We start from the raw sequence: 21644 nt of genomic DNA on the forward strand, positions 1-21644 counted from the left end.
GGCCGGAATGTATTCCGGGGAGTCGGAGGGAAAGGTGTCAGCGTTATTCGCCACGGGATGCTCCTGCAGATGGGATCGAGAGTGGTTCGGCGGAGACCTGTTCCACGCGCTGGATCAGCGCGTCGATGGTCTCCTGAAAGGTCAGGTCCGAGGAGTCCAGCACGGCGACGCCGTCGGCTGCCTCGGTGAAGTTCGACGCGGTGGAGTCGCGGGCGTCGCGGTCGATCACCTGGCGGCGCAGCGACTCGGCGGTCTCGGTGCCTCCCAGCTGCAGGCCGCGGCGACGCAGCCTGGCCTCGGCGGAGGCGGTGAGCAGCACGCGCACCTGCGCGTCGGGAGCCACCACGGTGGTGATGTCGCGGCCCTCGGCCACGATGAAGCCGGCGTTGTCGATGATCCTGCGCTGGGCGGCGATCAGCAGCGCGCGGGCCGCTCGGTTGGTCGCGATCTCGGAGACCCGCTCGGAGATCCGGGTCTCTCGGATCGCCGCGGTGACGTCGCTCTGCCCCACGGCGATGATCTGGTGCGCGGGGTCGGTGGAGATCGTCAGCGGCACCTCCTCCACGGCCAGGGCGACGGCCTGCTCATCGGCGAGGTCCACTCCCTGAGCCAGGCAGTACCAGGTGGCGGCGCGGTACATCGCCCCGGTGTCCAGATACGCGGCGCCGAGCTGGCTGGCGACGGCGCGGCAGACGCTGGACTTTCCGGACCCTGAGGGTCCGTCCACCGCAATGATCAGGCGCTGTCCTTGACTCACGAGAGCACTACCTTCCATCCAAATTCAGTCATGGCTTCGGCGAGCTCGTCACGCCGTCCGGGAAGCACGGAGAGCTCCACCATGCCGACCTGGTGGCCGGCGGAGTGCTCCATGCGCAGGTCTTCGACGTTGACCCCGACCGTGGCCACGTCGTTGAGCACCGCGGCGATCTGTCCCGGCTTGTCGTCGACGATCACGGTGAGCACCGCGAAGGACTGCGGCGGGGCGCCGTGCTTGCCGGGCACCCGGGTGACCCCGGAGTTGCCCTCGGCGATGAGCTGGGCGATGTCGGCCTGCCCGCCCGGGGCCCGCGGCTCCTCCAGGGTGCTGATCAGCCGTTCCATGTCCTGGCGCAGCCCGTAGAGGATCTCCACCACCGGCCGGGCGTTGGAGGAGAGGATCTGCACCCACAGTCCAGGGTCGGAGGCGGCGATCCGGGTCACGTCGCGCAGCCCGTTGCCGGCCAGCGCCAGGGCCGAGACCGGCGCGTCCTGCAGCCGGGAGGCCACCAGCGAGGCGGCGATCTGGGGCAGGTGCGAGATCAGCGCCACGGATTCGTCGTGGCGCACGGGGTTCATGTGGTGCACGGTGGCGCCGAGTCGACGTCCCACCTCCCCGGCCCATTCCACGGCCTCACGTGCCGAGAGCTGGTCTCCGGTGTTCGGGTCCACCGCGGGGCAGATGACCCAGGGCATGGAGGTGAAGAGCTCGCCGCGGGCGGCCACGGGGCCGGACTTCTCCCGGCCCGCCATCGGGTGTGTGCCCACATAGCGGGTCAGGTCGGCCCGGGTGAGCGCGGCGTCGTCGTCCTCGGTGAGGTTCAGCAGGCCGTCAAGGATCTCGGCCTTGGTGGAGGCGATGTCGAGCACGACGGCGTCGGGATACCGCACCAGCGCGGCCGCCACCTCCACGGTGGTGGCCTCCGGGGGTGCCGCGACGATGACGATCTCCGGGGTGGTCCCCGCGGGGGCCTTCTCAAGGATGGTGCCTGCGCCGATGTCGGCGGCGATGGCCTGGGCGGTGGCGGAGGGGTCGGAGAGCAGCACCTGGTGGCCGTCGGCGCGCAGCCCGAGCCCGATGCTGGCGCCGAGCAGTCCGGTGCCTCGGATGAGCACGGTGGGGGTCTGGCGCACGCTGGTCGGGGTGGCGGTCAAGAGGTTCATCGCGCTCCGCCGTCGCTGCCGGCGGTGTCACCGGTCGTGTCGCTGCTGGTCGTGTCGCTGCTGGTCGTGTCGCTGGCAGCCGGGTCGTCGCGGCTGGTCGTGTCGCTGCTGGTCGTGTCGCTGGCAGCCGGGTCGTCGCGGCTGGTCAGGTCGAGCAGGTGGCCCAGCTCCAGCCGGCCCAGCGGGCGCACGGTGCCCTGCTGCTGGTCCCCGATGGTGATCTCGCCCAGGGCGGTGCGCACCAAGCGCAGCACCGGGTGTCCGACGTGGTCGAAGATGCGGCGCACGATCCGGTTGCGTCCTGAGTGCAGGGTCACCTGGATCATGGTGCGGCGGCCGTCGCTGCCCAGCTGCCGATAGTCATCCACGGCGATGGGCCCGTCCTCGAGCTCGATGCCGGCGCGCAGCTTCTTGCCCACCTCTTTGTACACCGGTCCGGCGACCTCGACCACGTAGGTCTTGGGCACCTCGTAGGAGGGGTGGGTGAGCTTGTTGGCCAGCTCGCCGTCGTTGGTGAGCAGCAGCAGGCCCTCGGTCTCGGCGTCGAGGCGGCCCACGTGGAAGAGCCTGGCGGCCTTCATCTCCTCGGTGAGGTAGTCGTTGATGCAGGGCCGGCCGTGCGGATCCGACATCGTGGTGACCACGCCGGTGGGCTTGTTGAACATCACATACTGGTGTTCGACGCTGAGCTGGATGCGCACGCCGTCGACATGGATGCTGACGTCGTCGGGCTGCACGCGGATGCCGGGTTCGATGATGACCTTGCCGTCCACCGACACCCGACCCTCGGCGATCAGCGCCTCACAGACCCGCCGGGAGGCGACGCCGGCCTGGGCGAGCACCTTCTGCAGCCGCACACCCTCGGGGTCATGGACTGCCGCGAAGTTCTCCTCGGCCTCGTCACGGCGGGGCTTGGCCCGGCTCGGACCGGTGGAGATCATCCGCTGGGGGTCCTCGGAGGAGAAGGGCCCCCCGGACTGACCGGCCTTCGGGGTGCGTGCTGCGGTGGCAGCGCGTGGCTCCCGCCGCTGCGCCTCGCGCGCGCGGCGGTCTGGGCCCGAAGATTTCATGATCTCCATTCTATGGGGAGTGTCCAATCCTTCCGGCCACTCAGCTTTCCGGGCCCAGCTCTCCGGCTGCTTCGATGCCCGGCAGGTGTGGGGAGAGCTGTGGAAGCTCCTGCACGGAGTTGATCCCGAGGCGTTCCAGCAGGTCCGCGGTGGTGACATACAGGGTGGCTCCTGTGAGCGGATCGGTGCCGGCGGTGTCGACCAGACCGCGGTGGACCAGGGTGCGCACCACGCCGTCGACGTTGACCCCGCGGATCGCGGCGACCTGGGAGCGGGCCACCGGCTGCCGGTAGGCGATCACGGCCAGGGTCTCCAGCGCGGCCTGGGAGAGCCGGGTGGTCGCGCCGCCGAGGACGAAGGCGGAGACCTGCTCGGCGTAGTCGGCGCGGGAGTAGTAGCGGTATCCCCCGGCGATCTCACGCAGCTCATAGCCGCGGCGCCGGGAGCCCTCGCTGATCCCGTCGATGTCCAGGCGCAGCGCATCGAGCACCGTGATGACCTGGTGCTCGGGGATCTCCAGGACCTGGGCCAGCTCCAGCGCGGAGACCGGCTCCTCGATGATCATCAGCACGGCCTCGGCGGCGGCGAGCAGGTCCTCGCTGATCGGCTCAGCCATGATCGGGATCCTCCTTCTCGGGCGCGGGGGTGTCGGGCGAGGAGATGTCGGGCGCAGGGGTGTCGACCCCGGTGCCGGCCGGATCGGCCCATTCGGCAGCCGCGCGGTCCAGCGCCGCGATCTCACCGCTGGCAGGACCGGACCAGATGACTCGCAGCTCCCCCAGCGGCGCATCCTGTTCGAACGCGACGTCGCGGTCGCGGTAGAGCTCCAGCAGACCGAGAAACCGCACGACGACGACGAGCCGGCTCCCGGCCTCGCGGACCAGTTCGGTGAAGCTGGCCGCGCCGACCTCGCGCAGCGCAGCGGTCATCACCGCCATCTCGGTCCGGATGTCCACCGCGTGGGAGTGCAGGTGCTCGAACCTGATGTGGTCCGGTTCCATCGCCGGACGGGCGAAGGCGCGCTCGGCGATGGCCTTCAGGTCCGCCGGGGTGGTCTTGAAGACCAGCTCGGGCAGCAGCTGGGCCAGCTCGGGGTGGGTGCCGGGCTGGCGCGGGAAGCGGTCCGAGTGCTCCTGGATCTGCTCGGCGATGTGCCCGGCGATGTGTTTGAACGCCCGGTACTGCAGCAGTCGGGCGAAGAGCAGGTCGCGGGCCTCCAGGGCGGCGAGGTCCTCCTCGGACTCGACCTCGCCCCCGGGCAGCAGCTGCGCGGCCTTGAGGTCCAGCAGGGTGGCGGCGATCAGGATGAAGTTCGAGGACTCGTCCAACGCCTGGTGGTGGGAGAGGCCTCGGACATAGCTGATGAACTCGTCGGTGACCGCGGAGATCGCCACCGCGGTGACGTCCATCTCGCGCTTGGCGATCAGGCCGAGCAGCAGGTCGAAGGGGCCGTCGAAGTTCGCCAGCGAGACCGTGAACCCGGTCGCTGTGGGGGAATCGTGCCGGGCGTCTGCCTCGAGGCTCTCGAGATTCGCGGCGGCGTCGGCATGCTGAAGCGCCGCGGCGCCGGCTGCCGGGTGCGCCACTAGGGCGATCCACCTCGGAGGATCAGTTCGCGGGCCAGCTGGCGGTAGGCCTTGGCGCCCTCGTGCTTGTGCGCGTAGGCGGTGATCGGTTCCGCGGCCACGGTGGCGTCGGGGAACTTCACCGAGCGTTTGATGACGGTCTCGAAGACCTTGTCGCCGAAGGCCTCGACGATCCTGGCGATGACCTCGCGGGCGTGCAGGGTGCGCAGATCGACCATGGTGACCACCACGCCGTCGATCTCCAGGTCCGGATTCAACCGGTCCTGGACCTTCTCGATGGTGTCGACCAGCAGCGCCACGGCGCGCAGCGCGAAGTACTCAGCCTCCAGCGGGATGACGACGCCGTGGGCGGCGGTGAGCGCGTTGACGGTGAGCAGCCCCAGCGAGGGCTGGCAGTCGATGATGATGACGTCGTAGTCGTTCCGGACCTGGCGCAGCGCGCGGTCCAGGACCTGTTCGCGGGCCACCTCGTTGACCAGCTGCACCTCCGCGGCGGAGAGGTCGATGTTCGCCGGCAGCAGGTCGATGTTCTCCACGTGGGTGGAGACGATGGCGTCGCGGGTCTTGACCTCACGCTCCATGAGCACGTTGTAGACCGTGGTCTCCAGCTCATGCGGGCTGGTGCCGAAGCCGGCGGAGAGTGCGCCCTGCGGGTCGAAGTCCACCATCAGCACGCGGCGGCCGTATTCGGCGAGCGCGGCGCCCAGGTTGATCGCGGAGGTGGTCTTGCCGACTCCGCCCTTCTGGTTGACCATGGCGATGACTCGCGCGGGGCCGTGGCTGCTCAGCGGCGCGGGTTCGGCGAAGTCATGCTTCGGCCGGCCCGTGGGGCCCATGATCGCGTCGCCGTAGATGGTGAAGAGTTCGGTCGGCTGATCGCTGTGCGACGCGTTGACCTCCCGGTCAGGCGTTTCGCCCATCCGGGCACCCGGCTCGCTCACGTGATCCCTCAACTTCCTCCTGCGGACAACAACTTATCCAGGTTACCCCGTGTCCTCATCGAGGCAAGATGTGCAGGCCAAGTAGCACTCGAAGGTTCGCCTCGCCATCGCGTCAGGCTCGGGCGGCAGGGTCAGGCTGCTGCGCTGCCGCTGGACCGGCGTCCGGCCAGCGGCACTCGCCAGCCGCGCTTGAGCGAGATCATGCGCAGCGTGAAGACCAGGCAGGAGACCACGAGTCCCGCCCAGATCAGCGGCAGCTCGAAGCTCAGCACGATCACGATGAGCCCCGCGCCGAACATCGCCGGCACCGCATAGACGCCGCGCGGGTTGAAGATCTGTGGGGTCTCGTTGGCCACCACGTCGCGCATCGCACCGCCGCCCACCGCGGTGGTCACCCCGAGCAGGACGCAGGCGATCTCATTGAGCCCGGCGTTGAACGCGATGACCGTGCCGGTGAGGCAGAACAGCGAGAGTCCGACGGCGTCGAAGACCAGCAGCGTCCGGCGCAGCCGGGTCTCATGGAGCAGCCCGGTGAGCACCAGGATCACTGCCACCAGCACCGGGGCCAGGTAGATCGGCTGCAGGAAGGCGGCCGGGGGTCCTTCGCCGATGATGATGTCCCGGGTGACGCCGCCGCCGAGTCCGGCCATGGAGGCCAGCAGCAGCGAGCCCACCACGTCGAAGCCCTTGCGGGCGGCGAGCAGCGCCCCGGAGACGGCGAAGGCGAAGGTGCCCAGCAGCTCGACGGCCAACAGCGCGAGGTCCATCGCTCTCCCCCTGCGTCAGCCGGGGAGCAGCTGCACGCGACACGTCCGCGGCGCGCTGGCGCCGCGGAGACTTGTGCGGCGCGCGGTCGCGCGCCGCCGACAAGCCTACCGCTGGGGTCGCAGCACCGGGATCAGGTCATCGAGCACCGAGGCGTCCTCGATGGTGGAGGGCACCCGCGCCTGCTCGCCGTCGGCGATCTGGCGCATGGTCTTGCGCAGGATCTTGCCCGACCGGGTCTTCGGCAGCGCGGCGACCACCGCGACGGTCTTGAAGTCCGCCACCGGTCCGATGTCTCGGCGCACCAGGGCGGTCAGCTCCGCCTGCAGCGTCTTCGGGTCGTCCTCTCGTCCAGCCTTGAGCACCACGAATCCCGAGGCGCGCTGACCCTTGAGCTCGTCCTGCAGTCCGATCACCGCGCATTCGGCCACTGCCGGGTGGGAGGCGACCACGGCTTCGATGGAACCGGCCGAGAGCCGATGACCGGCCACGTTGATCACGTCATCGGTGCGGCCCATCACGAAGAGGTAGCCGTCCTGATCCAGGTAGCCGGAGTCCCCGGTGGCGTAGAACCCGGGGAAGGCGTCGAGATACGAATCGATGTAGCGCTGGTCGTCGCCCCAGAGGGTGGGCAGGGTGCCCGGGGGCATGGGCAGTCGCAGCGCGATGTTGCCCTCCTCCCCCGCCGGGAGCTCCTCCCCGGTCGCGTCGAGGATCACCACGTCGTAGCCGGCCATCGGCAGCGTGGCGGAACCTTCCTTGACCTCCAGCGCCTCGATCCCCACCGGGTTGGCCGCGATCGGCCAGCCGGTCTCGGTCTGCCACCAGTTGTCGATCACCGGCACCTGCAGGGCGTCGGTGATCCAGCGCTGGGTGACCGGGTCGAGCCGCTCCCCGGCGGCGTAGAGGTGACGCAGCGAGGAGATGTCGTAGTCGCCGACCAGCGCGGCCTCCGGGTCGGTCTTGCGGATCGCGCGCAGCGCCGTGGGTGCGGTGAACAGCGCGGTGATCCGGTGCTGCTGGATCATCCGCCAGAAGGCGCCCGCATCAGGGGTGCCGACCGGTTTGCCCTCGTAGAGCACGGTGGTCGCTCCGACCAGCAGCGGTCCATAGACGATGAAGGAGTGCCCGACCACCCAGCCGACGTCGGAGGCGGTGAACATGGTCTCCCCCGGGCCGACGTCGTAGATCGCCTGCATCGACCAGCTCAGCGCGACGGCGGTGCCTCCCTGGTCACGGACCACGCCCTTGGGCCGGCCGGTGGTCCCGGAGGTGTAGAGGATGTAGAGCGGGTCGGTGGCGCGCACCGTGACCGGGGCTGCGGGCGCAGCCTGGGCTGACCGGGAGGACCAGTCGTGCCATTGCGCAGTCACACTCGTCCCTGCGTCCGCGGCGACCTCTCCGAGGCTGTGGGCGAAGCCCTCGCGCTCCTGGACCACCACGTGGCGGACGTCGTGGGTGGCCAGGCGCAGCGCCTCGGCCACGGTTGGCAGGTACTCCACCTTGCGGGTGGGTTCGATGCCTCCGGTGGCGGTGAGCACGACGTCGGGGGACGCGTCGTCGATGCGTGAGGCCAGCTCCTTTGCGGCGAAGCCGCCGAAGACCACCGAGTGCACCGCTCCGATCCGGGCGCAGGCGAGCATCGCGATGGGCGCCTGCGGGATCATCGGCAGGTAGATGATGACCCGGTCTCCGGCACCCACGCCGAGTTCGGTCAGCATTCCGGCACACCGGGCCACCTCGGCGGTGAGCTCGGCGTAGCTGTAGCTCTGGACGGTCCCGGTCACGGCGGAGTCATAGATCAGCGCGGTCTGCTCCCCACGGCCGGCCTCGACGTGGCGGTCCAGGCAGTTGTAGCTCAGGTTCAGCTCCGCCTCGGGAAACCAGCGGTAGATCGGGGCCGCCGAGTCGTCGAGTGCGCGCTCCGGCGCGCGGTCCCAGTGGATCTGCTCGGCGGCGGCGAGCCAGAACTCCTCACGCTGGGCCAGTGATCGTGCGTGCAGCTCGCGGTAGGACGTACCGGTCATGGGAGTGCTCCTGCTCATCGGCGTGGACGCGTGACACATCCAAGGATATGAGCTGGATCACAGAAGGTAAAGCCCTATGTATACATAGTTGACTAGATAGTGGAATATTCTCCCGAAAGACTCCACAGAGCACCCCTCGTTGTATACACTCAAATCATGCGTGCCAGTGACCGTGCCTACGACACCCTGCGGCAGGAGATCCTCGACGGGGTGCTGACCCCGGGGACCCTGCTCGGCGAGGTCGATCAGGCCGAACGGCTGGGCCTCTCCCGCACCCCGCTGCGCGAGGCGCTGTCCCGCTTGATCGCCGACGGGCTCGCCGATCAGACCAAGGGGCGCGGCACGCTGGTCAGCTCCATCTCCGCGGCCGACGTCGACCTGCTCTTCGAGCTCCGCCTCCCGCTGGAGGTCCAGTCGGCGCGGCTGGCCGCCGAGCGCGGAGACCCCCGCCGGTTCAGCGCGCTCGCGGAACGCTTCAGCGCGGCGGAGAAGATCCTGCGGTCGCGAGAGCGCCAGCGGGACCACACCCAGGACCATGCCGAGGAGGACGAGCACTACTACGCCCTCACCGAGGAGCTCGATGAGGCGGTCTCCGACGCCGTGGCCAATCCCTATCTGAGCCACTCGCTGCGCAGCATGCGCGCCCACCTGGTCCGCGCCCGCAGGCTGGCTCAGCATGAGCCCGAGCGGCTCGCGGCCTCAGCCCGCGAACACCGCGAGGTCTGCACCGCCATCGCGTCCGGAGACGCCGAGACCGCCGGTGCCGCGATGCTGATCCATCTGCGCCGCAGCCTCGCCTACATCACCGCCCAGCACGAGACAGCCCAGTCCGCACAGCAGCACCGAAGCCTGACTCCCAATCGAGAGGAACCACCAGCATGATCAGCCACAACGTACGGGTCTACCGCAGCGACGAGAACCTTCCCCGACAGGACCAGCTCGCCTGGAAGATCGCCCAGGTCGCCGTCGACCCGGTGGAAGTGGACGCGGAGGTCACCGAGATGGTGATCAACCGCATCATCGACAACGCGGCTGTGGCGGTGGCCTCGCTGAACCGCGCCCCGATCATCGCCGCCCGCGCCCAGGCGCTGGACCATTCGGTCTCCGCAAACGGCTCCGGCGCCTCGATCTTCGGCATCGAGACCAAGTCCAGTCCCGAATGGGCGGCCTGGGCCAACGGCGTCGCGGTCCGCGAGCTGGACTACCACGACACCTTCCTGGCCGCGGAGTACTCCCACCCCGGGGACAACATCCCTGCCGTGCTGGCAGCGGCACAGCACACCGGAGCCTCCGGGGCCGAGCTGATCCGCGGCATCGCCACCGGCTACGAGATCCAGGTGGACCTGGTCAAGGCGATCTCGCTGCACAAGCACAAGATCGACCACGTGGCCCACCTCGGCCCCTCGGCGGCCGCAGGCATCGGCACCCTGCTCGACCTGGATGCCGAGACGATCTTCCAGGCCGTGGGCCAGGCGCTGCACACCACCACCGCCACCCGGCAGTCCCGCAAGGGCGAGATCTCCACCTGGAAGGCCCACGCCCCGGCCTTCGCCGCGAAGATGGCAGTCGAAGCAGTGGACCGGGCGATGCGCGGACAGACCTCGCCGGTGCCCATCTATGAAGGTGAGGACGGCGTCATCGCCTGGATGCTCGACGGGCCCAGCGCCTCCTACGACGTTCCGCTGCCGGCCAGCGGGGAGCCCAAGCGGGCGATCCTGGACACCTATACCAAGGAGCACTCGGCGGAGTACCAGGCGCAGGCCTGGATCGACCTCGCCCGCCGGCTGCACCACGCGCACCCGCAGGTCACCGATCCCGCGCTGGTGGAGTCGGTGCTGATCCGCACCAGCCACCACACCCATTACGTGATCGGCTCGGGGGCGAACGACCCGCAGAAGTATGACCCCACCGCCTCCCGCGAGACGCTGGATCACTCCATCCCGTATATCTTCACCGTGGCGCTGCAGGACGGCGCCTGGCACCACGTGGACTCCTACACCCCCGAGCGCGCGCAGCGCGAGGACACCGTCGCGCTGTGGCACAAGGTCACCACCGAGGAGGATCCGGAGTGGACCCGGCGCTATCACTCCACCGACATCGCCGAGAAGGCCTTCGGCGGGTCCGTGGAGATCCGGCTGCACGACGGCGAGGTGATCACCGATGAGATCGCCGTCGCCGACGCCCACCCGCTGGGTGCGCGGCCCTTCTCCCGGGAGCAGTACATCGCCAAGTTCCGCACCCTGGCGGACGGGGTCATCGCCGACGCGGAGATCGAAAGGTTCCTCGGCGCGGTCGAGGCCCTGGAGACGCTGGCCTCCGGTGAGCTCGATCAGCTCAACGTCTTCGCGGCCACCGGGGTCATCGATCCGGCCGCGGCACCGAAGGGACTGTTCTAGGCCATGCTCTACTCCACCATCACCCCCGCGCAGAAGCGCCTCGACCTGCGCGCCATGCTGACCCCCGGGGCGGCGCGCCAGTTCCCGGGCACCTTCACCCCGCTCTCGGCTCCGTTGATCGAGCAGAAGGGCTTCGACGGGATCTACATCTCCGGCGCAGTGCTGGCCAACGAGCTGGGTCTGCCCGACATCGGGCTGACCACGCTGAGCGAGGTCGCCCAGCGGGCGGGCCAGATCGCGCGGGCGACCAATCTGCCGGCCCTGGTCGACGCCGACACCGGATTCGGCGAACCGATGAACGTGGCACGCTCGGTCCAGGAGCTCGAGGACGCCGGGCTCGCGGGCTGCCACATCGAGGACCAGTTCAACCCCAAGCGCTGCGGCCACCTGGATGGGAAGAACCTGGTGGACCTGCAGACCGCCACCCAGCGGGTGGCCGCAGCCGCTCGCGGAAGACGAGACGAGAACTTCCTGATCATGGCGCGCACCGACCTGCGCGCAGTCGAAGGTCTTGACGCCGCGATCGAGCGGGCCAAGGCCCTGGTCGACGCCGGGGCCGACGCGATCTTCCCCGAGGCGATGAAGGACCTCAGCGAGTTCGCCGCCGTCTGCGCGGCGGTGGATGTGCCGGTGCTGGCCAACATGACCGAGTTCGGCAAGTCTCCGCTGTTCTCCCGCGAGGAGCTGGCCGAGACCGGCGTCGCCATGGTGATCTATCCGGTGACCTCGCTGCGCTCCGCCATGGGCGCGATCGAGCGCACCCTGGACGTGTTGGCCGCCGAAGGTTCCCAGCAGGGCGCGGTGGATCAGATGATGACCCGGGCACGGCTCTACGAACTGGTCGACTATGAGGCGTACAACGCCTTCGACACCGGAATCTTCAACTTCGATGTCCCCGACGTGCACGGCAAGAACTCTTAAAGACCCCGCAATGACCTGAGGAGGTCACTCATGACCGAGCAGATCTATAAGGGACTGGCTGGTGTGGTCGCCGATCACACCGCCGTCTCGAAGGTGAACCCCGAATCCAACTCGCTGCTCTACCGGGGATACCCGGTCCAGGAGCTGGCCGCGAAGCTCTCCTTCGAGGAGGTGGCGCTGCTGCTCTGGAACGGCGAACTACCCAGCACGGGCGAGAAGGACGAGTTCCGCGCCTTCGAGCGGTCCCACCGCGCCCTGGACCCTCGGGTCAGGGCAGCCATCGACCTGCTGCCGCTGGACTGCCACCCGATGGATGTCGGGCGCACCGCGGTGTCGGTGCTCGGCGCGAACCACCCGCTCTCGGAAGACTCCTCCCCTGAGGCGGAGCTGACCAAGGCCAAGGAGCTCTTCGCCGCATTCCCCGCCGTGGTCGCCTATGACCAGCGCCGGCGTCGTGGGCTGGAGCTCGTCGAGCCCCGCGAGGATCTGGACTATTCGCAGAACTTCCTCTGGATGACCTTCGGCGAGGAGGCCCCCGAGGAGGTGGTCGACGCCTTCCGGGTCTCGATGGTGCTCTACGCCGAGCACTCCTTCAACGCGTCCACGTTCACCGCCCGGGTGGTGACCTCCACGCTGGCAGACCTGCACTCGGCGGTCACCGCGGCGATCGGCGCGCTGAAGGGTCCGCTGCACGGCGGTGCCAATGAAGCGGTGATGCACACCTTTGAGGAGATCGGCATCGACACAGCCGAGACCCGCGAGGACGCCGCCGCCCGCGCCAAGGCGTGGATGGAGCAGGCTCTGGCCGAGAAGCGCAAGGTGATGGGCTTCGGCCACCGGGTGTACAAGTCCGGTGACTCCCGGGTGCCGACCATGAAGCAGGCCCTGGACGCGATGGTCGAGTACTACGGCCGCGGTGAGCTGATGGGGCTCTACGACGGGCTCGAGGCGGCGATGGGCGAGGCCAAGAACATCCTGCCGAACCTGGACTATCCCGCCGGGCCGACCTATCACCTGATGGGCTTCGACACCGAGATGTTCACCCCGCTGTTCATCGCCGCACGGATCACCGGCTGGACGGCGCATATCGCCGAGCAGCGCGCCGACAACGCGCTGATCCGCCCGCTGAGCGCCTATAACGGTCCGGACGAGCGCCACCTCTGAGCCTACGCCCGCCTGCGAGCGGCTCCTGCGGGTGCTCCCCCTAGCGCGCCCGCGGGTGGGCGGTGGCGTAGCTCTCCTGCAGCGCCTCGGCGGTGACCTTGGTATAGATCTGCGTGGTGGTCACCGATGCGTGCCCCAGCATCTCCTGGACCAGCCGGATCCCGGCGCCGCCCTCGAGCAGGTGGGTGGCGCAGGAGTGGCGCAGCGTGTGTGGGGAGACCTCCTGGGTGATCTCGGCGGCGGTCGCGTGGGTCTGCAGCACGGTCCAGGCCGACTGCCGGGAGAGTCTGCCGCCGAGCTTGTTCAAGAACAGAGCAGGCGACGGCGCGCGCCGCCCGATCCGCGCGGCCAGGCCAGGACGACCCGCGGTGAGGTAGTCGTTGATCGCCTGCTGGGCATAGCGCCCCACCGGGACCATCCGCTGCTTGTCGCCCTTGCCGGTCACCCGCACGATCACCAGCCCGTCCGTCGTCGCGTCCGCGAGACCCGACGGGGCGGCGCGGACCTCGTGGATGTCATCGACGTCCAGGCTCACCGCCTCGGTGATCCGGGCTCCGGTGGCGTAGAGGAACTCCAGCAGCGCCCGGTCGCGGCGGCCGAGCTCGGTGTCCCGGCTCGGCGCGTCGAGCAGCCGTGACACCTCGTCAACGCTGAGCGCCTTGGGCAGGGACTGGCGCGGCTTGGGTGCCGCGACATGCTTGGCCGGGTCGTGGGTGGTCCGGCCCTCCCCCGCCCAGTACCGATGCGCCCCGCGCACCGAGGCCAGCACCCGGGCCATCGAACGCTGGGACAGGGCCGATCCGCCGTCGTCGCCGGTGCTCAGCCGCTGCAGGAAATCACCGATCAGGGTCTCATCGATCATGGGCAGCGCGGTGATCCGACGCTCGAGCAGGAATGCGCCGTAGCGCAGCAGGTCATTGCGGTAGGAGCTCAGCGTGTTCGCCGCGGAGCCGCGCTCGATCCGCAGATGGGTGAGGTAGTCCTCGATCTCCGCGCCCACAGACGAGGACGGCACCTCCGCGCGTCGCTGGAGGTGCCGTTCCCGTGCCTGATCAGGAGCGGTGGACCCGTCCTGGGCGGGCATGACTCTAGCCGCGTCCGCCCTGCGCGAGCTGCCGGTCCAGCCCTGCCCGGATGAGACCGGCGAAGAGCGGATGGGCGTTGGTCGGGCGGGACTTCAGCTCCGGGTGCGCCTGGGTGGAGACGTAGTACGGGTGCGTCTCCCTGGGCAGCTCCACGAACTCCACGAGCGTGCCGTCCGGGGAGGTGCCGGAGAAGACCAGCCCCGCCTCGGCGAGCTGCCCGCGGTAGGCGTTGTTGACCTCGTAGCGGTGCCGGTGCCGTTCGGTGATCTCGGTGCTGCCGTAGGTCTCGGCGACCACGGAGCCCTCGGTCAGCTTCGCCGCGTAGGAGCCCAGTCGCATGGTGCCGCCCAGGTCGCCGGCGCCGTCGACGATGGCCTCCTGCTCGGCCATGGTGGCGATCACCGGGTAGGCCGTCTGCGGGTCGAACTCGGTGGAGCTCGCCTCGCTCAGGCCCAGCACGTTGCGGGCGTATTCGATCACCATGGTCTGCAGACCCAGGCACAGGCCCAGCGCCGGGATGCCATGCTCCCGGGCATGGCGCAGCGCGCCGATCTTGCCGTCGAGTCCGCGCACGCCGAACCCGCCGGGCACGCAGATCGCGTCCACGCCGTCGAGCGCCTTGGCCGCGCCCTCCTCGGAAGCGCACAGGTCGGAGGCGACCCAGCGGATCTTGGTCTTGGTGCTGTGCGCGAAGCCGCCGGCGCGCAGCGCCTCGGTGACCGAGAGGTAGGCGTCGGGCAGATCGATGTACTTTCCGACCAGCGCGACCTCGACCTCATGGTCGGGGTTGTGCACCACGTTGAGCAGCTTGGACCATTTCGACCAGTCCACGTCCTTGAACTTCAGGTCCAGCGCCTGGACCACGTAGGCGTCCATGGCCTGGCGGTGCAGGATCCGCGGGATGTCGTAGATGCTCGGGGCGTCGGGGCAGTTGATGACCGCGTCCTCGGCCACGTCGCACATCCGTGAGATCTTGCCGCGGATCTCTGCCGGCAGCTCACGGTCGCTACGCAGCACGATCCCGTCGGGCTGGATGCCGATCGAGCGCAGCGCGGCCACCGAGTGCTGGGTGGGCTTGGTCTTCAGCTCCTGGCTGGGGCCGATGTAGGGCACCAGGGAGACGTGGAGGAAGAAGACGTTCTGCCGGCCGATGTCCTGACGGACCTGGCGGGCCGCTTCGAGGAAGGGCTGGGACTCGATGTCACCGACGGTGCCGCCGATCTCGGTGATGATCACGTCCGGGGCGTCCTTGCCCTCGGCGGGCAGCCGCATCCGGCGCTTGATCTCGTTGGTGATGTGCGGGATGACCTGCACGGTGTCGCCGAGATAATCGCCGCGGCGTTCCTTCTCGATGACGGTTGAGTAGATCTGACCGGTGGTCACATTGTTGAGCCCATCGAGGTTCTCATCGAGGAAGCGCTCGTAATGTCCGATGTCCAGATCCGTCTCGGCGCCGTCTTCGGTGACGAAGACCTCGCCGTGCTGGAACGGGTTCATCGTGCCGGGATCCACATTGAGATAGGGATCCAGCTTCTGCATGACCACTGAAAGGCCACGGGCCCGGAGCAGATGCCCCAGGGAGGAGGCGGTCAGACCCTTGCCGAGGGAGGAGACCACACCCCCCGTGACAAAGATCTGTCGACTAGTAGGGAGGCTGTTCTGGTTCCTGGAACTGTTTCTCTGCACCACGGAGTTCGATCCTAACAGTCAACGAGAGGTGGATGTAGTGCCACGGACGTGAGCTACGGCGCAGCCGCGCCGCTGATGAGCTCCCGGGCGTGGGCGCGGGCCGATTCTGAGTCTTCCTGGCCGGCGAGCATCCGGGCGAGTTCGCTGACCCGCTGCTCCTCGTCCAGGGCGGTGACATCGGAGGCGGTGAAGCCCCCGGAGGCTGAATCATCGCGCACCGAGGACTTGAACACCCGGATGTGGTTCTGCGCGTACGCCGCGACCTGGGGCAGGTGGGTGACCACGATGACCTGGCGGTGCTTCGCGAGCATCGCCAGTCGGCGTCCGATCTGCACGGCGGCCTTGCCGCCCACTCCGGCGTCGACCTCGTCGAAGATGAACGTCTCGGTGTCGGAACCTTCGGCGAGGACCACCTCCAGGGCCAGCATCACTCGGGAGAGCTCACCTCCGGAGGCGCCCTTGCCCAGCGGCAGCGGATCCGCCCCGGGGTGCGGGGCCAGCAGCATCGCCACGGTGTCCGCACCTTCGGGTCCCAGCTCGTCGGTCGCGGTGACCTCCAGGACCATCCGCGCCCGCGGCATGGCCAGGGCGGCCAGCTCCGCACCGACGGCGGCTCCCAGCCGCTCCCCCGCCTCCGCACGACGACGACGCAGCTCCTCGGCCTCGGTCCACAGCCGTGCCTGCAGCTCATCGATCTCGGCGCTGAGCTCCTCGATCCGGTCGGAGTCGGACTGCAGGTTGTGCAGCCGGGCGCGGGCCTCCTGCGCCCAGCCCAGCACCGCATCGATGTCGGGTCCGTAGAGCCTGATCAATCGTTCGAGGTCTGCTCTGCGCTGGTGGACCGCGGCTAGGCGTTCGGGGCCGGATTCATCCAGGTGCGCGGCGTAGATGCCGAGCTCTGACGCAGCGTCGTTGAGCAGGCTGGAGACCGAAGAGATCTGCTCGGCGATCTGGCCCAGCTCCTGGTCCTGGTCCTGCACGGCGGCCAGCGCGGTGGCGGCGGATTCGACCAGGGCCACCGCATGGGGGACGTCGTCCAGCGCCTCGGCGGCGTCGGGGCCGGAGAGTGAGAGCTGGGCGGAGCGGGCGGCGTCGCGCAGCGACTCGACGTTCTCCAGCTTCAGCGATTCGGTCTTGAGCTCGTGGTCCTCTCCGGGCTGGGGCTCCACGGCGTCGATCTGTTCCAGCGCGAGCTGGAGCTGCTCCGCCTCGCGGAGGCGTTCACGCTCGTTGGTGGTGATCTCTTCGAGCTCGGCGACTTTGGCCTGGTAGCCGGTGAACCTCTGCTTGTACTGGGCGAGCTGAGCGGCGAACTCGGCGCCGGCGTAGCGGTCCAGGGCGCGGCGCTGGGCGGTGGCCGAGCGCAGCCGCAGCTGATCGCTCTGCCCGTGCACGGTCACCAGGGAGCTGCCGATCTCGCCGAGCAGCGCGATCGGCACATTGCGTCCGCTCACGCTGGCGCGGCTGCGGCCCTTGGCGCTGAGCGTGCGGCCGAGCAGGATCTCGACCTCGCCGCGCTGTTGCTGCGGGCTCGATGCTTCTGCCGCCTCGAGGGCGCCGCGGTCTCCGGAGGACGGGGGCTCCGCCCCCGCCGTGTCTGCCGCGTCTGCCGTATCCGCCGTATCCGCCGTATCTTCGGGAGTCTGCAGCCAGGCACCGGCCTCACGGGCCAGTCCCACGCAGCGGTGACCCGCAGGCACGGTGAGGCCTGCGTCGACCACGGCCTGCGGCGCTCCGGAGCGGATCGCGGTGGCTTCGGCGCGGGCGCCCAGCAGCAGTCCCAGCGCGGTGACCACCATGGTCTTGCCCGCGCCGGTCTCACCGGTGACCACGTTGAGTCCGGCATTGAGCGGGAGCTCGGCGTGTTCGATCACGCCGAGGTCGCTGATGGTGACGTAGTCGATCACCGCTGGGTCGCCTCTCCGCGATGGAACGCGTCGGGGGTCTCGACCTGGTTCGCCGGGTCGACCGGTCCGCGCCACCCGGTGGTGGGGAGGTTGAACTTGTCCACCAGTCGTTCGGAGAAAGGAGTCTGGTGCACTCTGGCCAGCAGCACCGGCTCGGCGGAACGGGTGACCTCCACGCGGGAGCCGGGCGGCAGCTCCATGAAGCGGCGCCCGTCGCACCAGAGCACGCCCTGTTCGTCCTCACGCTGCAGAACCTCGACAGCCATGATGGAGTCGGGATCGGCCACCAGCGGCCGGGAGAAGAGCGCATGGGCGGAGATGGGCACCATCACCAGGGCCTGGACCTCGGGCCAGACCACCGGGCCGCCGGCGGAGAAGGCGTATGCGGTCGAACCGGTGGGGGTGGCCATCACGACCCCGTCGCAGCCGAAGGCGGAGACGGGCCGGCCGTCGATCTCGATGATCAGGTCGATCATGCGTTCGCGGGACTGTTTCTCGATGCTGGCCTCGTTCAGCGCCCAGCTGCTGCCGACGTGGCGTCCGGCGTGCCAGACCTGGACGTCGAGCGCCATCCGGCGCTCCACGGTGTAGTTCTGGTCCACCACCCATTGCACGGAGGCATCGAGTTCGGTGCGCTCGGATTCGGCGAGGAAGCCCACATGGCCGAGGTTGACGCCCATCAGCGGGAGTCCGGCTCCGCGCACCAGGTCTGCGGCGCGCAGGATGGACCCGTCACCGCCGAGCACCATGCCGACTTCGCAGTCAGTCAGGGGCACCTCGCGTTCGGCCACCGCCAGCGGCACGCCACGCAGCCGGTCCCCGATGACATGGTTCAAGGAGGCGATGTCCCGCTCCATCATCACGGGGCGCAGCCCCGCGCTGTGCAGCCGTTCAGCGACGGTGACAGCCGCTTCCACGGCGTCGCGCCGACCCGTGTGGGCCAGCAGCAGGATCTCTCTGGTCATGGAGCCTCCTTCAGTCGAACTCGACCGAGCCCAGCCTATCGCTCCTGAGGGTGTCTGCCTCGGCGGAGGCGGGGGCAGCATGTTCGGTGCTGCGCAGGTGGAGGAAGAACTCCACGTTGCCGTCCTGGCCGGGCAGTCCGGAGCGGTGGATCTCGACCAGCTGCAGCCGTTGGGCCTCGGCGGCGGTGAGCACGGCCTCCACGGCCTCGCGGCGCAGCAGCGGGCTGGAGACCACTCCGGTGCGGCCCAGCCTCTCGCGGCCGATCTCGAACTGGGGTTTGACCATGAGCAGCAGATCCGCGTCCTTGCTCGCCTGCCCGGCCAGGGCGGGGAGCACCAGGCGCAGGGAGATGAAGGAGAGGTCGGCGACGATCAGGTCGAAGGGCTCCCCCAGGTCCTGTGGATTCAGGTGGCGCAGGTTCAGGCCCTCGTGGTTCTGCACCCGCGGATCTGCGGCGAGCTGCGGGTGCAGCTGATCATGGCCGACGTCGACGGCCACCACCTGCTGGGCCCCGCGCTCGAGCAGCACCTGGGTGAAGCCGCCGGTGGAGGCTCCGGCGTCGAGACAGCGGCGGCCCTGCACCTGGATCTGTGGGGAGGCGACCAGCACGCCGTCGAGCTTGTGTGCGGACCGGCTGACCCAGGGATCTTGGTCGCGGACCTCGATGGTCTGATGCCCGGCCACGCTGGTGGCGGCCTTCTGGATGACGGTCCGGTCCACGCTGACCTGTCCCTGGGCGATCAGCTGCCCTGCGCGGGTGCGACTGGGAACCAGGCCGCGGGCGACCATGGCCTTGTCCAGGCGGAGTGACTCGTTCATCGAGCGCCCTCGGCGGTTTCTTTCAGCCGTTGATTCAGGTTCTGGACCAGCGCCTCGGACTCGGCGATCTCGGACTCGAGCTCTTCGATGGTCAGCTCCGGGCCGCGCGGAGAGCTCAGACCCGCGGTACGTTCAGCGCCGGCGATCGGTTCGGGGCTGACGATCGGTTCGGGGCTGACGATCGGTTCGGGGCTGACGATCGGTTCGGGGCTGACGCTGGCCTCGGACATGGCATGGTGCGGCGGCTGCCCGGTCATGCTCCGACGCGCTCCTGCAGCGCGCGGTGGGTCCCGTCGAAGATCTGTGCGAGGTCCGTCAGGATCCAGTCGGGCCGCATACCGTCCTGTGCCTGCTCGGCCGAGGCGGCGGTGTCGATGCCGGTCAGCACCAGGGCTGTGTCGAACCCGGCCCGGTTGCCGCCGAGAACATCAGTGTCCAGGCGGTCTCCGATCACCAGTGGACGCTGTATCTGGAGCGTGTTCGCGGCCTGGGTGAACATCACCGGTTCTGGTTTGCCGGCGGCGGTCGGGGTCTTCCCGGTGGCACGCCCCACTGCTTCGACGAGGGCGCCGTTGCCCGGGGCGATCCCGCGTTCCCGGGGGATGCTGAGGTCAAGGTTGGTCGCGAACCACTGGGCCCCGTCGTTGACGGCGTAGGCCGCCTCAGCGAGGTCGGCCCAGCACAGTCCCGGGTCGAATCCCTGGATTACAGCGGCGGGCTTCTCGGCGGCAGAGTCGACGACGGTGAAGCCGGCCTCCCCCACCAGGTTCCGCAGGTACTCGCTGCCGGTGACCAGCACCTTCGCCCCGGGCTCGAGCGCCGCTCCCAGCAGGGTGACCCCTGCGGGGGCGGAACCCACGACCTCTTCCGTCAGCGCGGGGATCCCGAGCTCATTGAGGTGGGCGGCGACCTGTTCAGCGGAGCGAGACGCATTGTTGGTGACGTAACCGCGCGGGATGCCCCGGCGGACCAGCTCGTCCACGGCCCGCGCGGCGCCGGGGATCGCCGATGGTCCCGCGTAGAGGACCCCGTCGAGGTCGAAGAGGACCCCGTCGTAGGAGTCGATGAGCCCCAGGCTCATCCACGTCCTCCGCGGCCGCGGTCCTGATCGCGGTCCTGATGGCGTCCCTTGGAGCGGCCGAGCACGTCCTTGACCTTCGGCAGATCAGCGGGTTCGTCGTCGAAGTCGAGGATCTCCGGGTCTTCAAAGGCCCCAGAGCCCAGTGCTCGTTCCGCCGCGAAGGCCTGTTCGCGCCAACGCTGGGCCTCTTCGTCGCGGCCCACGGTCTCGAGTGCCGCGGCGTATGCGGTGAGCAGCCGTGGGGAGAAGCTGAAGGCGCGGTTGATGTCCAGCTCCGGAACCTCCAGCGCGGTCACGGCCGAGGCGTGGTCACCGAGGTCGGTGTAGGCCCCGGAGACGACCATCGCCATCTCGGCGCGTACGGGACCGGTGAGCCCAGCGACCTCTTCGGACTGGGAGAGCTCGATGGCCTTCTCAGGCCGGTCGAGTCCACGCTCGCAGTCCGCAAGCACGGGCAGGTGTGTCTGGTCTCCGCTGATTCGGCGGTAGGTGCGCAGTTCGCGCAGCGCTTCAGCGAAGTCTCCCGCGGCATAGGCAGTCAGGCCCACAGCTTCGCGGACGATGCCGAGGCGTCCCCCGCGGCGGGAGGCGGCGAGTGCATGTTGGAAAGCAACTTCAGGAGCGATGTCGACAAGTCGGCCCGCCATCACGAGGTGCTTGGCAACCCAGGGGCGGTTCGTGTCGTCGAGGGTGCGCAGCTGCAGCAGGGCCGCGCGGTCCAGCTCCTTGCCCGTGACATCCTCATCGATCTCAGGAGAACGCGTGCGATCGTCGCTGTTGGACCGGCGGAGGTCGCGCGGATTGCGCGGGGGCCTTGGGCGGTCTCCGTAGGACTCGTCATGCATAGGTTCGTGGTTCTCCTTGGATTACGTGCGCAGGGCCATCCCAGGATACCGCCTTGAGCGGTGAAGGACGCCTGGCAGCTGCTGTGGACGCGAAGCGCAGGTCGAGGACGGTGCGACCACGTATCGGGCCGGCGTAGAAACAAAAAAAGGCCGTGCCGGAGGAATCTCCGGACGGCCATGATGATCCGCAATGAATGCGAAAAGCTGTTGGTAAAAGTGGGCTCTGCCGATGGAAGATATCGCTGCTCGCTGCAGCCTTGTTCTTCCGACGCGGACCGTGATTCCTACCCTGGATACAGGTCAAGCCCGGTCCCCCGAAGGGGACCGGGCTTGATACCCTCTCTACCAAATAGTGTCCGGCGGCGACCTACTCTCCCACACACTCCAGTGTGCAGTACCATCGGCGCAGTGGGCCTTAGCTTCCGGGTTCGGGATGGGACCGGGCGTTTCCCCCACGCTATG

General features: G+C 69.0%; 20 protein-coding genes and 1 rRNA gene. 4 read left to right on the top strand and 17 right to left on the bottom strand.

The window, feature by feature from the left end; all coding sequences use genetic code 11:
* Positions 1 to 43 precede the first annotated feature (43 nt).
* The 8 genes from cmk to LSI54_RS12180 form a co-directional block, all read right to left on the bottom strand.
* Positions 44 to 775, bottom strand: coding sequence for a (d)CMP kinase (gene cmk, locus LSI54_RS12145; RefSeq protein WP_241465047.1), 732 nt, complete (start codon positions 773 to 775; stop codon positions 44 to 46).
* Positions 754 to 1920 carry a prephenate dehydrogenase gene (locus tag LSI54_RS12150; protein WP_241478482.1) on the bottom strand — a complete coding sequence of 389 codons (1167 nt, stop codon included), beginning with the start codon at positions 1918 to 1920 and terminating at the stop codon, positions 754 to 756. The genes cmk and LSI54_RS12150 overlap by 22 nt, the downstream gene beginning before the upstream one ends.
* Positions 1917 to 2990, bottom strand: coding sequence for a pseudouridine synthase (locus LSI54_RS12155; RefSeq protein WP_241478483.1), 1074 nt, complete (start codon positions 2988 to 2990; stop codon positions 1917 to 1919). The genes LSI54_RS12150 and LSI54_RS12155 overlap by 4 nt, the downstream gene beginning before the upstream one ends.
* 40 nt (positions 2991 to 3030) lie before the next feature.
* Entirely contained in the window at positions 3031 to 3606 is a 576-nt protein-coding gene (gene scpB / locus LSI54_RS12160) for an SMC-Scp complex subunit ScpB (protein WP_241478484.1), read from the bottom strand.
* Entirely contained in the window at positions 3599 to 4576 is a 978-nt protein-coding gene (locus LSI54_RS12165; protein WP_241478485.1) for a segregation and condensation protein A, read from the bottom strand. The genes scpB and LSI54_RS12165 overlap by 8 nt, the downstream gene beginning before the upstream one ends.
* A complete protein-coding gene (locus tag LSI54_RS12170) occupies positions 4576 to 5412 on the bottom strand; it encodes a ParA family protein (protein WP_241465114.1) in 837 nt (278 codons plus the stop codon). The genes LSI54_RS12165 and LSI54_RS12170 overlap by 1 nt, the downstream gene beginning before the upstream one ends.
* 236 nt (positions 5413 to 5648) lie before the next feature.
* On the bottom strand, positions 5649 to 6284 hold the full coding sequence (locus LSI54_RS12175; protein ID WP_241478486.1) for a trimeric intracellular cation channel family protein: 636 nt from the start codon (positions 6282 to 6284) through the stop codon (positions 5649 to 5651).
* Between the two features lie 105 nt (positions 6285 to 6389).
* Entirely contained in the window at positions 6390 to 8309 is a 1920-nt protein-coding gene (locus LSI54_RS12180; protein ID WP_241478487.1) for an AMP-binding protein, read from the bottom strand.
* A 156-nt stretch (positions 8310 to 8465) separates the two neighbouring features.
* Here LSI54_RS12180 and LSI54_RS12185 point away from each other — a divergent pair, with 156 nt between their 5' ends.
* Genes LSI54_RS12185 through LSI54_RS12200 form a run of 4 tightly spaced genes read left to right on the top strand, consistent with a single transcriptional unit; the run spans position 8466 to position 12790 of the window.
* Positions 8466 to 9191, top strand: coding sequence for a GntR family transcriptional regulator (locus LSI54_RS12185; protein ID WP_241465054.1), 726 nt, complete (start codon positions 8466 to 8468; stop codon positions 9189 to 9191).
* Positions 9188 to 10705: an MmgE/PrpD family protein gene (locus LSI54_RS12190; protein WP_241465055.1), complete on the top strand. Its 1518-nt coding sequence runs from the start codon at positions 9188 to 9190 to the stop codon at positions 10703 to 10705. Before LSI54_RS12185 ends, LSI54_RS12190 begins: the two co-directional genes overlap by 4 nt.
* Before the next feature lie 3 nt (positions 10706 to 10708).
* Positions 10709 to 11626: a methylisocitrate lyase gene (gene prpB / locus LSI54_RS12195; RefSeq protein ID WP_241465056.1), complete on the top strand. Its 918-nt coding sequence runs from the start codon at positions 10709 to 10711 to the stop codon at positions 11624 to 11626.
* A gap of 30 nt (positions 11627 to 11656) precedes the next feature.
* Positions 11657 to 12790, top strand: coding sequence for a bifunctional 2-methylcitrate synthase/citrate synthase (locus LSI54_RS12200; protein ID WP_241465057.1), 1134 nt, complete (start codon positions 11657 to 11659; stop codon positions 12788 to 12790).
* Positions 12791 to 12830: 40 nt separating this feature from the next.
* Here LSI54_RS12200 and LSI54_RS12205 read toward each other — a convergent pair whose 3' ends face one another.
* The 9 genes from LSI54_RS12205 to rrf all read right to left on the bottom strand — a co-directional run.
* The gene (locus LSI54_RS12205; protein WP_241478488.1) at positions 12831 to 13874 is read right to left on the bottom strand and encodes a site-specific tyrosine recombinase XerD; all 1044 of its coding nucleotides are present in this window, start codon (positions 13872 to 13874) and stop codon (positions 12831 to 12833) included.
* 4 nt (positions 13875 to 13878) lie between these two features.
* Positions 13879 to 15582, bottom strand: a complete 1704-nt coding sequence (locus LSI54_RS12210) for a CTP synthase (protein WP_241465115.1) — start codon at positions 15580 to 15582, stop codon at positions 13879 to 13881.
* 35 nt (positions 15583 to 15617) lie between these two features.
* Positions 15618 to 17471, bottom strand: coding sequence for a DNA repair protein RecN (recN, locus tag LSI54_RS12215; protein WP_241478489.1), 1854 nt, complete (start codon positions 17469 to 17471; stop codon positions 15618 to 15620).
* Complete coding sequence (locus LSI54_RS12220) at positions 17468 to 18436, bottom strand: NAD kinase (protein ID WP_241478490.1); 969 nt, start codon at positions 18434 to 18436, stop codon at positions 17468 to 17470. The genes recN and LSI54_RS12220 overlap by 4 nt, the downstream gene beginning before the upstream one ends.
* A 10-nt stretch (positions 18437 to 18446) precedes the next feature.
* Positions 18447 to 19256, bottom strand: coding sequence for a TlyA family RNA methyltransferase (locus LSI54_RS12225; protein WP_241478491.1), 810 nt, complete (start codon positions 19254 to 19256; stop codon positions 18447 to 18449).
* Positions 19253 to 19513: a hypothetical protein gene (locus tag LSI54_RS12230; RefSeq protein WP_241478492.1), complete on the bottom strand. Its 261-nt coding sequence runs from the start codon at positions 19511 to 19513 to the stop codon at positions 19253 to 19255. Before LSI54_RS12230 ends, LSI54_RS12225 begins: the two co-directional genes overlap by 4 nt.
* Positions 19510 to 20337: an HAD-IIA family hydrolase gene (locus LSI54_RS12235; protein WP_241465063.1), complete on the bottom strand. Its 828-nt coding sequence runs from the start codon at positions 20335 to 20337 to the stop codon at positions 19510 to 19512. The genes LSI54_RS12230 and LSI54_RS12235 overlap by 4 nt, the downstream gene beginning before the upstream one ends.
* A complete protein-coding gene (locus tag LSI54_RS12240; protein ID WP_241478493.1) occupies positions 20334 to 21182 on the bottom strand; it encodes a hypothetical protein in 849 nt (282 codons plus the stop codon). Before LSI54_RS12240 ends, LSI54_RS12235 begins: the two co-directional genes overlap by 4 nt.
* Positions 21183 to 21536: 354 nt before the next feature.
* Positions 21537 to 21644 (bottom strand): 5S ribosomal RNA (gene rrf / locus LSI54_RS12245); the annotation flags it as partial.

This window comes from Nesterenkonia sp. AY15 (genome assembly GCF_022565855.1).
Taxonomy (GTDB): Bacteria; Actinomycetota; Actinomycetes; order Actinomycetales; family Micrococcaceae; genus Nesterenkonia.

Excerpts from the sequence above, each read along its gene's own strand:
- cmk (WP_241465047.1), bottom strand. The coding sequence starts at position 775 with ATGGAAGGTAGTGCTCTCGTGAGTCAAGGACAGCGCCTGATCATTGCG.
- LSI54_RS12150 (WP_241478482.1), bottom strand. The coding sequence starts at position 1,920 with ATGAACCTCTTGACCGCCACCCCGACCAGCGTGCGCCAGACCCCCACC.
- LSI54_RS12155 (WP_241478483.1), bottom strand. The coding sequence starts at position 2,990 with ATGAAATCTTCGGGCCCAGACCGCCGCGCGCGCGAGGCGCAGCGGCGG.
- scpB (WP_241478484.1), bottom strand. The coding sequence starts at position 3,606 with ATGGCTGAGCCGATCAGCGAGGACCTGCTCGCCGCCGCCGAGGCCGTG.
- LSI54_RS12170 (WP_241465114.1), bottom strand. The coding sequence starts at position 5,412 with ATGGGCCCCACGGGCCGGCCGAAGCATGACTTCGCCGAACCCGCGCCG.
- LSI54_RS12175 (WP_241478486.1), bottom strand. The coding sequence starts at position 6,284 with ATGGACCTCGCGCTGTTGGCCGTCGAGCTGCTGGGCACCTTCGCCTTC.
- LSI54_RS12180 (WP_241478487.1), bottom strand. The coding sequence starts at position 8,309 with ATGACCGGTACGTCCTACCGCGAGCTGCACGCACGATCACTGGCCCAG.
- LSI54_RS12185 (WP_241465054.1), top strand. The coding sequence starts at position 8,466 with ATGCGTGCCAGTGACCGTGCCTACGACACCCTGCGGCAGGAGATCCTC.
- LSI54_RS12190 (WP_241465055.1), top strand. The coding sequence starts at position 9,188 with ATGATCAGCCACAACGTACGGGTCTACCGCAGCGACGAGAACCTTCCC.
- prpB (WP_241465056.1), top strand. The coding sequence starts at position 10,709 with ATGCTCTACTCCACCATCACCCCCGCGCAGAAGCGCCTCGACCTGCGC.
- LSI54_RS12200 (WP_241465057.1), top strand. The coding sequence starts at position 11,657 with ATGACCGAGCAGATCTATAAGGGACTGGCTGGTGTGGTCGCCGATCAC.
- LSI54_RS12205 (WP_241478488.1), bottom strand. The coding sequence starts at position 13,874 with ATGCCCGCCCAGGACGGGTCCACCGCTCCTGATCAGGCACGGGAACGG.
- LSI54_RS12220 (WP_241478490.1), bottom strand. The coding sequence starts at position 18,436 with ATGACCAGAGAGATCCTGCTGCTGGCCCACACGGGTCGGCGCGACGCC.
- LSI54_RS12225 (WP_241478491.1), bottom strand. The coding sequence starts at position 19,256 with ATGAACGAGTCACTCCGCCTGGACAAGGCCATGGTCGCCCGCGGCCTG.
- LSI54_RS12230 (WP_241478492.1), bottom strand. The coding sequence starts at position 19,513 with ATGACCGGGCAGCCGCCGCACCATGCCATGTCCGAGGCCAGCGTCAGC.
- LSI54_RS12235 (WP_241465063.1), bottom strand. The coding sequence starts at position 20,337 with ATGAGCCTGGGGCTCATCGACTCCTACGACGGGGTCCTCTTCGACCTC.
- LSI54_RS12240 (WP_241478493.1), bottom strand. The coding sequence starts at position 21,182 with ATGCATGACGAGTCCTACGGAGACCGCCCAAGGCCCCCGCGCAATCCG.